10 protein-coding genes are annotated in these 13,187 nt (G+C 61.2%); 2 read left to right on the forward strand and 8 right to left on the reverse strand.

Going from position 1 to position 13,187, the window contains the following annotated elements:
• Positions 1-111: 111 nt before the first annotated feature.
• Genes ACWNZ1_RS12770 through ACWNZ1_RS12780 form a run of 3 tightly spaced genes read right to left on the reverse strand, consistent with a single transcriptional unit; the run spans position 112 to position 4,548 of the window.
• Complete coding sequence (locus ACWNZ1_RS12770; protein WP_256453231.1) at positions 112-1,461, reverse strand: TolC family outer membrane protein; 1,350 nt, start codon at positions 1,459-1,461, stop codon at positions 112-114.
• A 2-nt stretch (positions 1,462-1,463) separates the two neighbouring features.
• Positions 1,464-2,834: an HlyD family type I secretion periplasmic adaptor subunit gene (locus tag ACWNZ1_RS12775; RefSeq protein ID WP_456027672.1), complete on the reverse strand. Its 1,371-nt coding sequence runs from the start codon at positions 2,832-2,834 to the stop codon at positions 1,464-1,466.
• A complete protein-coding gene (locus ACWNZ1_RS12780; protein WP_456027673.1) occupies positions 2,827-4,548 on the reverse strand; it encodes a type I secretion system permease/ATPase in 1,722 nt (573 codons plus the stop codon). Before ACWNZ1_RS12780 ends, ACWNZ1_RS12775 begins: the two co-directional genes overlap by 8 nt.
• Positions 4,549-4,994: 446 nt before the next feature.
• Here ACWNZ1_RS12780 and ACWNZ1_RS12785 point away from each other — a divergent pair, with 446 nt between their 5' ends.
• Positions 4,995-5,606, forward strand: coding sequence for a TetR/AcrR family transcriptional regulator (locus ACWNZ1_RS12785; RefSeq protein ID WP_135845751.1), 612 nt, complete (start codon positions 4,995-4,997; stop codon positions 5,604-5,606).
• A 49-nt stretch (positions 5,607-5,655) separates the two neighbouring features.
• On the opposite strand, the gene ACWNZ1_RS12790 is transcribed toward ACWNZ1_RS12785, so the two are convergent.
• The 3 genes from ACWNZ1_RS12790 to ACWNZ1_RS12800 form a co-directional block, all read right to left on the reverse strand.
• Complete coding sequence (locus ACWNZ1_RS12790; RefSeq protein ID WP_280944059.1) at positions 5,656-6,759, reverse strand: polyamine ABC transporter substrate-binding protein; 1,104 nt, start codon at positions 6,757-6,759, stop codon at positions 5,656-5,658.
• A gap of 39 nt (positions 6,760-6,798) precedes the next feature.
• Positions 6,799-8,136, reverse strand: a complete 1,338-nt coding sequence (locus ACWNZ1_RS12795) for an alginate export family protein (protein ID WP_265072104.1) — start codon at positions 8,134-8,136, stop codon at positions 6,799-6,801.
• Between the two features lie 117 nt (positions 8,137-8,253).
• On the reverse strand, positions 8,254-9,516 hold the full coding sequence (locus ACWNZ1_RS12800) for a serine hydrolase domain-containing protein (RefSeq protein WP_256453235.1): 1,263 nt from the start codon (positions 9,514-9,516) through the stop codon (positions 8,254-8,256).
• 320 nt (positions 9,517-9,836) lie between these two features.
• Here ACWNZ1_RS12800 and ACWNZ1_RS12805 point away from each other — a divergent pair, with 320 nt between their 5' ends.
• Positions 9,837-10,940 carry a sigma-54 interaction domain-containing protein gene (locus ACWNZ1_RS12805; protein WP_456027674.1) on the forward strand — a complete coding sequence of 368 codons (1,104 nt, stop codon included), beginning with the start codon at positions 9,837-9,839 and terminating at the stop codon, positions 10,938-10,940.
• Positions 10,941-11,002: 62 nt separating this feature from the next.
• Here the strand turns inward: ACWNZ1_RS12805 and ACWNZ1_RS12810 are convergent, their stop codons facing one another.
• Both ACWNZ1_RS12810 and ACWNZ1_RS12815 read right to left on the reverse strand, forming a co-directional pair.
• Positions 11,003-11,797 carry an ABC transporter ATP-binding protein gene (locus ACWNZ1_RS12810; protein WP_135845756.1) on the reverse strand — a complete coding sequence of 265 codons (795 nt, stop codon included), beginning with the start codon at positions 11,795-11,797 and terminating at the stop codon, positions 11,003-11,005.
• A gap of 56 nt (positions 11,798-11,853) precedes the next feature.
• Positions 11,854-13,179: an ABC transporter substrate-binding protein gene (locus ACWNZ1_RS12815; RefSeq protein WP_135845757.1), complete on the reverse strand. Its 1,326-nt coding sequence runs from the start codon at positions 13,177-13,179 to the stop codon at positions 11,854-11,856.
• Positions 13,180-13,187: the final 8 nt, after the last annotated feature.

A 13,187-nucleotide genomic window follows, 5' to 3' on the forward strand; every position in this document is an offset into this window, starting at 1 on the left:
CGCTATCGCGAGCAGGCTCGCTCCCACAGGGGATTGGCTGTGCCTCAAAACTCGAAGTTCACCACAGGCAGTAGGCTGAGATCTTAAGCTTTGGTGGGCATCCCGGGTTGTTCAAAACAGGCTTTGCACCCGCTCCAGGACCGCGCGGTTCATCTGGCCGGTGTGGGTGTGCAGGCTCACATAGCTTTGCAGCATGTCGAGTTTGGTGTTGAGCAGGTCTCGACGGGCCTGGAATAGCCGTTGCTGCGCATCAAGAATATCCACCGTGGAGCGCACGCCGCCCTGGAAGCCTTTTTCCGTGGAGGTCAGTGCCCGCTGATTGGACTCCACCGCACGCTGCATCGCCTTGCTCTTGGTGAACCCGGCCACCACCCCCAGGTAATCGGCTTCGATATCCTCGGCCAATTGTTGCCGCTGCACGTCATAGTCGGACTGGGCACCGGCCAGTTGCGCTTCGGCCTTGGCCACGGAAGCGCGTACCGCGCCGCCACGGTACAACGGAATATCCAACTGAACCCCCACGTAGTAGGTGTCCTGGCGCGGGTCGAGCTCCTGGTACTGGCGGGTTTCCCGGCGGGTCAGTTGCGTGGTCAGCGACAGGGTCGGGTAATGCCCGGCGCGCTGGCTGTCGGCCTGCGCCTCGGCGACTCTCACCGCCGCCAGCCGCGCCGCCAGTTCCGGGCTGGCCTCACGGGCGATCGCCGTCCAGTAAGGCAAATCCTGCTCCGGTGGGATCGGACTGCCGGCGGCAATCTCCTCGCGCATCGGCTGGATATCATCGATGGGCACACTCGCCCGACCGGACAACGCTCGCAGCGCAGCCACTCGACGGGCCTGGGCTTCGGCCTCCTGGGCCTCCACCAGATCGAGTCGCGCCTGGGCTTCGTCGATATCGGTGATCGCGCCCTGGCCTCCCTGATAGAGTTTTTTGCTCTGGGTGACCAACCCGTTGATGACGGCTTTCTGCTGGGTGATCAACTTGATTTCGTTCTCGGCCCGAGCGACGTCGAAATACCCTTTGGCCACCCGGTCGTACAGGGTCTGGCCGGCAACGTCGAATAACTGATTGCCCAATTGCCCCCTGGCCTTGCCCTCTTGATACGCCGCCCAGCGCCCCTTGTCGTAGAGCGGTTGCTGCGCCGCCAGGGTGACGTTGTTCGCCTGGTAATCGTTACTGTTGACGTAGCCACTGTCGTCACCGCCGTCGGTACGCCCACCGTAGCCGTAGCGCGAGGACAGCGACACTTGCGGGTAGAGGCCGCCGCGACCGATGTCCTCCTCATGCCGCGAAGCCTCAAAGGCGTGGGCGGCCGATTGCACAGTCGGATCGTTGAGGCGTGAGGCGTCGTAGGCAGCGGTCAGGCTCAGCCCCTCCTCAGCGGCCCATACAGGAATGATTGCTGCCCAACTGGTACACAGGCTTAGCAGTACACGAGAGCGATAGCGGCAACGGTCGGTCATGCTCATTCCTCTTTGAAAGCCGCAAGCAAGCGTTCGCGCAGGGGTTTCATCAGGTAATTCATCAAGGTGCGTTCACCCGTCACCACCGTGACATCGGCGAGCATGCCGGGGCGCACCAGCAGCCCGGCGCTCTGCAACGAAGCAACGGTCTGGGCAGGAATCTCGACCTTGGCGGAGAAGTACGGTTGGTGCGTCTGTTCATCGATCAATTGGTCCGCCGATACCGTGGTCACCGTACCGGTGACGGTCGGCGTATCCACCCGCTGCAGCGCGGTGAAATGCACATGCACCGGCAACCCCGGGCGCAACTTGTTGGCCATCAGCGGCTCGAAACGCGCAGTAATCGCCATCGGCGCATCCAGTGGCACCACCTGCATCAAAGTTTGCCCGGCCTGCGCGACGCCTCCGACCGTATGAATGCTCACGTCCATGACCTGCCCGGCCACGGGTGCACGGATCGCGCCGTTGTCGACTTCAAACTGCAAGGCACGAATCTGATCGGCATAACCCGACGCCTCGGCAGAGACCTCGCTCAGCTGGGTTTCGGCATCGCGGCGGAACTCCTGCTGCGCCTGCAAGGCCTTGAGCCGGCTTTCGTTGATCGCCTGGCGAGTCCTGCCGACATCACCCACACCAGACGCAATCTGCCCGGCCAGTTGAGCCGCATTGCGCTCGGCCTCGAAGAGCTTGTTGCGCGGAACGTAGCCTTCGCGGGCCAGATCACGCAGGCCTTCGAGTTCCTGTTGCTGGAAGCGCATCTGTGCGTCGTAGTTACGCTTGACGCCTTCATAGCCGAGCAACTGCTGCTGCAACGCCGCCGCTTCGTGTTCGATGATCTGCAAGCGGCTGCCCAGCTCCGCGCGACGGGTCAGAAACAACTGGCTCTGCAAAGCCATGGCCGCCCTGACCCGCGGCTCATCGGCGCGCTCCAGCAGCTCGGCTGGCCACTGGATCTCGGCGCTGCCCAGGCGCTCGGCGATCAACCGCGCCTCGACACTGCGATCGTTGAGCAACTTGCCCAGGGTCACGTCCAGTTGCGACTGCGCCTGCACGGTATTGAGCTGCACCAGCAACTGGCCCTGAGTGACGCGGTCGCCATCACTGACCAGCAGCTTTTCCACGACCCCGCCGACCAATGACTGCACAGCTTTGCGCTCGCCCGCCACCACCACGGTGCCGCTGCCCACGACGCCCTGGTCGAGCGGCGCGAGGAACGCCCAGAGCAGAAAACCGCCCAACGTCAGGACCAGGAAGCCCATGCCATAACGGGCGGCGCCGCCGGCATCGGTACTGGCGCTGGGCAAGGTATTGGCGCTGATCACTCGCATCGCCTGTTCGCTGTGCGTTTGCGCACCTGGAGTCAGATCACGCATCTTCGCCAGCCTCCCGTACCGTGGCCGATCTCGGTGCGGGCATCAACGCCTTGAGCACCCGGTCCCGAGGGCCGAATGCCTGTTGGGTACCGTCCTTGAGCACCAGGATGTGATCGACGATCGCCAGTACGCTGGGCCGATGGGTAATCAGCACCACAGTGCTGCCGGCGGCTTTGAGCACGTTGATGGCCTGCACCAGCACCGCCTCGCCAGCGTCATCAAGATTGGAATTGGGCTCGTCGAGGACGATCAGCGTCGGGTGCCCATACAGCGCGCGGGCCAGGCCCAGACGCTGTTTCTGCCCACCGGACAAACCAAGCCCGCCGGGCCCCAACGGCGTGTCGTAACCCTTGGGAAACCGCAGGATCATCTCGTGAATACCGGCGTGACGGCTGGCGGCGATGATCTTGTCGGCGTCCTGCTCACCGAAGCGGGCAATGTTGTCGGCCACGCTGCCGTCGAACAGCTCGATATCCTGCGGCAAGTAGCCGAGGTGCGGGCCCAAGGCGTCGTGGGACCACTGGCTGATCTCAGCGTCGTCCAGGCGCACCGACCCGCCCATGGCCGGCCATACCCCGACCAGCGCCCTGGCCAGGGTCGACTTGCCACTGGCACTGGCGCCAACAACGGCAAGCACATCCCCTTTGGCCAGGCTGAAATTAATGCCCCGCAGGATCGGCTGCGAGGCGCCGGGCGGGCCGACATACAGCTGCTCCAGGCGCACCGCGCCGGTGGGCGGTGGCAACGGCATGCGCAGGCGATCGCGTGGGTGCTGGGTCAGGAGTTGGCTCAGGCGCTGATAGCTCTGGCGCCCGGCGTTAAATTGCTTCCACGAGCCGATGGCGATTTCCACGGGGGCCAGGGCACGCCCCAGCAGCAGCGACATCGCAATCATCATGCCCGCCGACAGTTGGCCTTCGAGCACCAGCAATGCCCCGAGGCCCAGGGCCAGCGACTGCCCGGAGATGCGCACGAAACGGGTTGTCGAGGTGATACGGGCACTGCGGTCGCTGGCGTGGGCCTGGGCGGCAATGATGCGCTGTTGCAGCAAACTCCAGCGCTGGCGCAACGGCCCGAGCATGCCCAGCGCCTGGATGACTTCGGCATTGTGCAGCGTGCTGTTCACATAGATCGACGACTGCACACCGAGCCGATTGGCCTCCCCCAGGCGCGCCCGGGTCGCCAGCTCGCCCCACAGCGCCAGGCCGACCAGCACCAGGGCGAGCACCAGCGTCAGCACCCCGAACCACGGATGAAAGATGAACGCCACCAGCAGGAAGATCGGCAACCACGGCGCATCGAGCAAGGCGATCAGGCCCTGCCCGGTGATCAACTGCCGCAGCGTCGCCAGGTCACTGAGTACCTGGGCTGGGTTGGCGTTGTGCTCGCGCAGGCTGCGAGCGAAAGCGGCGTCGAAAATCCGCTCGCCCAGGGCATCGTCCAGCCCCGCGCTCATGCGAATCATCACTTGGCCGCGCACCCACTCGATCAGGGCACTGAACATGAAGAGGCCCAGGGCGATCAAGGTGAGCATGAACAAGGTGGTTTCGTTACGGCTGGTGAGGACTCGGTCGTACACCTGCATCATGTAGAGCGACGGCACCAAAACCAGCAGATTGATCACGCCACTGAACAGCGCCAAGGACCAGAAAACCCGGCGATAGCTGAGCAAGGCAGCATCAATGTCATGACGCGGATCGAGTAGAAAGCGCATAGAGAATCAACCCGCAAAAGGAATAGTCGGTCCCAGCGCAATCCATCGCGAGTTATTTGCCCGAAGGCGTCAAAAAAAAGTGCGTCATGTTGCTGACGTGCGGCTATCTGAGCCGATCGTCGGCGCTACAGACGCCAAATACTGACAACGTAACCTTGGGTTAGTGCCGGGCACACAGTGAGCGTTTTCACATCAATGACCAGTGGAACGCTGCCCTTGAAAAAGGACACTGTCGAAATAACTGCTTTAAAAATTTTACTCAGTTAAGTATTTTGCTTGAGTACACAGGTGTAGGCCATGCCACAAACCTGTGGGAGCGAGCTTGCTCGCGATGGCGTCATGTCAGCCACATCAATGTCAACTGGTCGACCGCTATCGCGAGCAAGCTCGCTCCCACAGGATTACCGCATTGCGCCGCCCTCCTCTTTCTATGACAAGGACCTCCCGTGAGCGGACTGCGTGAACGTCAAAAAGCCGAACGACGCCAAGCCATCAGCAAGGCAGCGGTGGAATTGTTCGAGCGCCAGGGTTTCCAGAACACCACCATCGAACAAATCGCCAGCCAGGCCGGAGTATCGGCACCCACCGTGTTCAAGTACTTCGGCAACAAACAGGAGATCATCCTCGAGATCCTGCACGACGCCGACCAGCGTGCGCTCACGGACACCCGCAGCCAGATCCCGGAAATGGAAGATCCGGTCGAAGCGCTGTGTTACCTGGAGCGGCTGCTTACCGGCTACGCCCTGGAAGTCATGCACCCCAGTCTCTGGCGCGAACTGCTGCCGCTGATTCTGTTTGGTGGCGACAACGGCCTGCCCGAAGGCTATCGCGCCATGAACGATGCGCTCAGGGCTGAAATCAGCGGTTTGATCAGAGAATTGCAGCAGGCCGGCAAGCTGCGCGCCGACCTCGACGTTGAGCTGGCCGCCTTCCTGCTGAACGACTACTCACACTTGCAGCTGTTCAGGCTGGTCAATCAGGAACAGCCGGATATCGAGGCACATTCCACACAGGTGCGGCGTATCACCGAGCTGCTGTTTCAGGGCATGCGCGCCTGAGTACACCCAGCCAGTAAACGCCCGACGCCGCGACGCCGGGCCACGCTGATCAGCGATGGGTCTTGATGGCGGTCCAGGTGCGGGTGCGGATCCGTTCCACGGCGGCCGGCACCGGTTCCAGCGCGAACAGGGTCTTGCGGGCTTCATCCGGCACATACATGGCGGGGTTGTTGCGGATATCGGCGTTCACCAACGCAGTGGCGTCCTTGTTCGGGTTGGGGTAACCGATCTTGTTGCTGATCCGGGCAATCACATCCGGACGCAGGATGTAGTTGATGAACGCGTAAGCCTCTGTGGCATGAGGGGCGTTGGTGGGCACCATCATCACGTCTGACCACATCGGCGCACCCTCCTTGGGCAGCGCCATCTCCACCTTGACGCCCTTGCCAGCATCTTCGGCCAACCGCTTGGCCAAAGCCACGCCGCCAGACCAGCCCACCCCTACGCAGATCTCACCGTTGGCCAGGTCCATGCCGTAGCGCGACGAATTGAAATAGGTGATGTAGGGACGAACCCTGGCCATTGCCTTCTGCGCCTGCTGGTAGTCTTCGCGCTTCTGGCTATTGGGGTCCAGGCCCTCGTAGTGCAAGGCGATGGGTACGATCTCATTGGCCGCATCAAGCAAACCGACACCGCAACTGGCCAGCTTGGCCATATTCTCTTCCTTGAACAGGATGTCCCAGGTATTCATCTGCACGTCGGCCCCAAGCACCTGGCGAACCTTGTCGACGTTGTAGCCGATCAGCGTCGTGCCCCAGAGGTACGGCGCTGCATAGCGATTGCCTTCGTCACCGACGGCCTCCAGGGACTTCATGAACTCGGGGTCCAGATGCTGCCAGTTGGGCAGTTGGCTGCGGTCCAGGGGTTGCACTGCGCCGGCAGCGATCAGGTGACTGACGTTGGAGCTGCTCGGGTACACCACGTCATACCCGGAGTTGCCGGTCAGCAGTTTGGATTCCAGCGTCTCGACACTGTCGAAGACGTCATAGATCGGGCGGATGCCGGTTTCCTCCTGGAAGCTCTTCAGGATTTCCGGCGGCAGGTACTCGATCCAGTTGTAGATCCGCACCGTCCGCTCTTCGGCCAGGCTCGCGCCACTGACCAGCATCGAAACAGCAGCACCCAACAAGGTGTTACGCAAAAACCTGTTCATGATCAAACACTCCAGCGCGGCCGCGAAGGCTCGCGGCACTTAATAGCGGTAGGTGAAATAGAGTTCCAGCGCGCTGAATTTTTTATCGTCGCCGAACACCTGCTTGGCCGCGGCCATCGGCTTGACCCAGTTGTAGGACAGCGAGGTGCTCAGCGACTTCGAAGCAGCCCAGTCGAGGAAGACTACGCTCTCGTCGGCAAATCGGCGGTCACTGACGGCCGCGCCCATGTAGTTTTTCTCATCCAGCCAGAACTGGTAGTGAATCGCGCCGAGGGTCAGACCTTCGTTGAGGTGAGTCTTGAGTGAAAACTGCTGGACGTTTTCGTTGCTGTTGAACAGCAGGTAGTTGCCAACGACATCGCCGATCAACCAGGTGCTCCAGTCGACGAACCCCTTGCTCAGGGACTCCCACGCCTCCTGGCGGTTGTCTGTGAGATTGCCGTCGCCGGAAAAGCTCGCGTAGCGGTAACCGATGATCGGGGTCAGCGGCAACGTGTTGAAGGCATAATCCGCCTGGCCATACCAAGCCTTGGCATCGTAATCCACGCCTTCTCCACTGCCTCGCTCCAGGGCATATTCAGCATTCAGGGTCAGGTCAGGGATGCCCGGGACCTTGGCATTCAACGCCCTCACGTTGTACACCAGCATGCCATCGCGATGTCGCGGCGATGTCCGGCTTATGGGGCCCATGGCCTTGACCTTCATGGCCGTAGCCCCCAGCGTTACCTGATCGTCGAGGTTGTAATCCAGGTTCGCGCCACTCATGCGAAAGTCGCCAAGGTCGCTGTCGGTCCCCAGGCTGAACGCTTGAGCCTTCAAGGCGCCATGGTCCCAGGCAATCACTGCGGAATCCTTGAACGCTGTACGCGGGGCGAGCCAATAGGCGCCGTCTTTCAACTGATCAAGGTTGCCATCCATCACGATGAAACCGGTGCCGATCATGTAGTTCTGACGACCGGCGGTGACTGTCCACTCCCCCGCCCGGAAACCGCCGTAGAGCTCTTCGGTGTCCACCTTGCCATCGGAACGGCGGGTGAAGCCACCCGCATCGCCGTCGCCCAACGTGGTCGCACCCACCAAAGAGCCGCCAGCCAGCAGGCTGAAGTCCGGCTGCACGGCGTACTCCAGCTTGACGCCGGGTTTGACGTAGAACTCCTGCCAGTCGATTTTGGTGCCGCCGTTCTTACCGCTGCGCATATCGACGCGACCACCGCCGAAATTGACATTACGGGTAGAAACAGCCGCCCCACCGGCAGTGAGGTTGACCTCGCCCTTGAGGTTGCCGTCCTCGAAGGTGTAGCCCGCCCATGCAAGCTGGGTGGTCAGGGGTAACCCAAGCGCTAAGAGCGTTCGGGAAAAACGCGTCATGGAAACCATTTGAAGCTCCTGTGTGATTATTGTTGTTACAGGGCAGTGAATGGCGGCGCAAAACGTCGCCAACACCTGGCCGGGCCAGGTGAACGGAACGCGGATCTCTTGTTTTATCGGGTCACGTCAGCGGGCAAGGTCCGCCGCGATGGCACGCAGCATGCGCACGCTGTCCCCGTCGAACGGGCTGACGGCCTCGCTCAGCGATGACTGCTTGACGATCACCACGCCGGAGGGTTTGTCGACGAACAGGTACTGGCCGTGAATGCCGCCGGCCATGAGTGCCTGGCTGTGGTCGTTGAAGACGTACCACTGGCTGCGATAGGACGCGCCAGGGGTCCATGCCGCGAAGTCTGGGGACGTGACATAGATCGCCGGGTCGGCACCGGCGGCGATCCGGGCGATCGTCTCGCTCGACAGCAGTTGTCGTTCATCCTGACGACCATCGTTGGCCAACAGGCGACCGAAGCGCGCCATGTCTCGCAAGGTCGCACTGAAACCGGCACCGGCAACGCTACGCCCCCAGGGATCGGCCATGAAGTAGCCGTCGCGCTCACAGCCCAATTGGCTCCATAGATCCTGCAGCAACCGGTCGCACGCCTTGCCGCTGGCGCGCTCCATCACCCAGGCCAAGGCTTCGGTGGTGGCGGTCACATAATGGAAGAAGCCACCGTGGCTGCCGCGTTTTTTCAGTGACGGCAGGTATTGATACAAAGACTCGAACTGAGCGTACTGCGCCGGAGCTGGCTGGAAACCACAGGCGTAGCCGTACTGGGAGCTCTCTGAATCCGGATCCTCATAAACCTCGCTGTAATCGATGCCCACCGCCATGTCGAACAGTTGCCTGACCGTGGCATCGCCAAACGCGCTGCCCACCAGTTCCGGCACGTAATACGCGGCGGACAACGTCGGATCCAGTACACCCTCACTGACCAACTGTTCGCCCAGGGTGCCGATCAGCGACTTGGTCACTGAAAACATGATGTGCCGGTCCTGGGGACGCTGGCCGTTGAAGTACCGTTCAAACAGCAGTGTGTCGCCTTGCAGCACCAGAAAGGCGTCGGTCTGGCTGGCGATCAGATGCTCGATCACGCTGATGCTCAAACCCGACTCGCTGTTGAAGTGCAGCTCATCCAGCGGCCGAGGAGCCTGTTCAAACCGACTGATCGGCCCGCCCCCTGCCTGCACATCAATGGACGGACGCAGACGCGCCAGGTTGCGAAACCCCCATTGATTGAACGGAGGTCGCATCCAGTTGCTCCAGGTAACGCGACGGTGTGGTTCGGCCGGAAAGCCTTGCATGAGTAATGGCGCGCTGCAGGTGTCGGACGGCGATTCAGTCGCCTCGACGTAAAGACGTGCCAACGAAGGCATGGTGTTCTGACTCATCGGGTTGCCCCTGAAAAGTGACTCTGCGTGAAAGCAGATGCAGGGGAATAATTACTCGCTATTTATTTTTAGTCAATAAAGTTTTTTATTGATTGTTTTTTATTTGACACAGCTTTTCGCAGGACTATGCGCAAGAGTTGCTTCATTCCAGTGCCATGACTGTCGTCGAAGACGCTAAGCAAATAACTTAAAGTTATTTGTTCTGTTGTTTTTAGATCATTTAGATTAATCCTTACGCCCAATGGCTCCGCGCGGTGATGCCATCACGGAGCGTTGGCACTCACCATCAGTCACTGCACTCTCATTAACGGGCCACCGTCATGCAGCTCCTCACGCTTCCCCCTTCTCCCGGCCTGGCCACCTCGATTCGCGCCACGGCCCAAGTCTTTGAAGACCCGACGTCCCGGGCGCTGTTGGCGCATCTGCAACGCGTAGCGCCCAGTGATGCCAGTGTGTTGATCATTGGCCAGACCGGCACCGGCAAGGAGCTGGTCGCCCGCCATGTACACAACCTCAGCGCCCGCCGCGACAAGCCGTTCGTGGCGGTCAACTGCGGGGCGTTTTCCGAGACGCTGGTGGAGGCCGAACTGTTCGGCCATGAAAAAGGCGCCTTCACCGGCGCATTGACGGCCAAGGCCGGCTGGTTCGAGGAGGCCGATGGTGGCACGCTGTTCCTGGATGAAATCGGTGATTTGCCGCTGCCGATCCAGGTGAAGCTGCTGCGGGTGCTGCAAGAGCGTGAAGTGGTCCGCCTGGGCTCGCGCAAGAGCATCAAGATCAATGTGCGGGTACTGGCGGCCACCAATGTGCAACTGGAAAAAGCCATCAACGCCGGGCACTTTCGCGAGGATCTCTACTACCGTCTCAATGTCGTCAGCCTGGCGCTCAAGCCCTTGCGCGAACGCCCCGGCGACATCCTCCCGTTGATCCGCCACTTCATCGCCGAGTACAGCCGTAGGCTGGGTCACGGTGAGGTAACGCTGGACGCCCAGGCGCAGCGCAAACTGCTCGACTACTCCTGGCCGGGGAATATCCGCGAACTGGAAAACGTCATCCATCACACGCTGCTGATTTGCCGTAACAACGTGATCGGCGAACAGGACCTGCACCTGTCGAACTTTCGCATCGAGCGCCAGGACAACCCGCAGGAAAGCGCCCCTCAAAGCGCCGAGACACTCTTGCAAAAGGCCTTTGAAAAACTGCTCGAGCAGGAGCACGGCAACCTCCATGAGCAGGTCGAAGCAGCGCTGTTGCGTGCCGCCTATCGTTACGCCAATTGCAATCAAGTGCACACCGCCAGCTTGCTGGGCCTGAGCCGCAACGTCACCCGTACATTGCTGATCAGGATTGGTGAGCTGGTGGTCAACAAACGTCGTTCAACGTTGAGCACACAGGATGGTCGGGTGATCAACCTGTCTACCTGAATTCCCCCCATGGCGAGGGAGCAAGCTCCCTCGCCACAATAGCAACTCGGCGGTGTGCTCGTTTATGGGGAGCGCTGCTCTTCAATCCCGGCAGCTTCCTGCCCTCTCGCTTGCGCGCCCAAATAAAAATCCTGGAGATCGTCGCGGGTCGCCAGTTGTTCGGCGCTGCCTTCGCTGACCACGCGACCGCTTTCCAACACATAGCCATAGTGGGCATGACGCAGGGCGATGTTGATGTTCTGTTCGGCGATCAAAAAGCTCACGCCATCGCGCTGATTGAGTTGGCGGACGATTTCGAAGATTTCCTCGACGATCTGCGGCGCCAGGCCCATCGACGGTTCGTCCAGCAACACCAGTTGCGGCTTGGCCATCAGCGCGCGTCCGATCGCGATCATCTGTTGCTCGCCACCCGAGGTGTAGCCGGCCAGGCTTTTGCGCCGCAGTTTCAGACGGGGAAAATGGGCGTAGACCCACTCCAGGTCGGCCAGAAGCTGGCGCCGCGGAACCTGGCGCGCCAGGGCGCCGGCCAAGAGATTTTCTTCCACGGTCAACTGGGCAAAGCAGTGCCGGCCCTCCAGCACTTGCAGCAATCCGTTCGCCGCCAGCGTGTGAGGCGCACTGTGGGTCACCTCCTTTCCCTGGTACACAATCCGCCCCCGCACCACTTCGCCCCGTTCGGCGCGCACCAGGTTGGAGGCCGCTTTCAAGGTCGTGCTCTTACCCGCGCCGTTGGCGCCCAGCAGCACCACGACCTGCCCTTTTGCCACCGTCAGCGACACGCTGCGCACGGCCAGGATGGTGTGTTCGTAGAGCACTTCAATATCGTCGATCTGCAGGATCGGCACTTGCGTGGTCATGCTTTTCGCCTCTTCAGGGAGCGACCGGACGCGAGCGTCCGGGTCGCCGTGATACCTCAGGATTCCTTGCTGCAATCACGCGGGGTAATGCCTTTTTCCCGGGCGTACTGATGCGAAGAGGCTTCAATGATCGGCCGCAGCAAGGCGCGGTCGGCCTGCACCCAGTCGCTGATCAGCTTCCACTGGGTCCCGTCCCATTGCTGGAAGCGCACCGCACCACCGCCTTCATGGTCCGCGCACGACAGCTGCAATGGCTGCACCAGGCCCAGCGCCCCCAGTTCCTTGAGTCGGGCGTCGTCGAGCTTGAGATTCTCGAACCCCCAACGCACCTGCTCACCGGTCAGCGGCTGCTTGCCGAACTTCTGCTGGGCAATCCGTAGCGCCTCAACGTTGAGGATGCCGTTGACCACGCCGAGGTTGTAATACACGGTGCCGAACCGCTTGGGATCGGCCAAGTCGCCATGACCGGCGTCGACCACTTGCTGCTTGATGCCCTGCAGAACCGGAAAATCGGTGCCCGAAGGGTGAGTGGTGATGGCGATGAAGCCCTTGGCCGCGGCACCGGCCGGCGCCGCGTCATCCTCGGAATTGCTCCAGATATTGCCAATGATGTGATCGGCCGGGAAACCGACTTTCTGCGCGGTTTTCAGCGCCACCGGGTTCATCACCCCCCAACCGCGCAAGATCACCCAATCGGGTTTTTCCCGGCGGATATTCAGCCATTGCGATTGTTGCTCGTTGCCCGGGTGCGGCACCTCCAGCAAGGTCAGCGCAAAGCCGTACTTGTCGGCCAGGGTTTGCAGGACCTCGTTGGTTTCCTTGCCATAGGGCGAGCCGTGATACAAGGTGACGATCTTCAAGCCCTTGAGCTTGTCCAACCCGCCGGCGCGCTGGCCGATGTAGTTGATGATCGCCGAGACCTCGGAATACGGGTTCAACTGCAACGGAAAAACGTAGGGAAACACACTGCCGTCGGTGGAATCCGTGCGACCGTGGTTGATGGTGATCAGCGGCAGTTTGTCGGCTGTCGAACGCTCCAAAGTGGCATAGGCGATGCCCACCGACAACGGGTTGGTGGCCGCCGCTGGCGCGCCGTTCAAGCCTTTCTTCAGGCGCTCATAGCACTCGACGCCTTTTTCCACCACGTATTCGGTTTCGCACTCGCTCCAGGTCAGCTTGACGCCATTCACGCCGCCGTTGGCGTTGACGTACTTGAGGTAGTCGATGAAGCCGCCGAAAAAACCGGTCCCGCCGGCCGCATAAGGACCGACACGATAGCTTTGCAGCGGGAAGTATTGTTCGTTGTCCGCCTGGACGGAAAAGGCTGCGGCGGTGAGGCTGAGCGCCAGTGCCAGGCTGCTGGCGAATGATCGTTTGAACATCGGATTTT

It is taken from the genome of Pseudomonas sp. CFBP 5748, assembly GCF_053850495.1.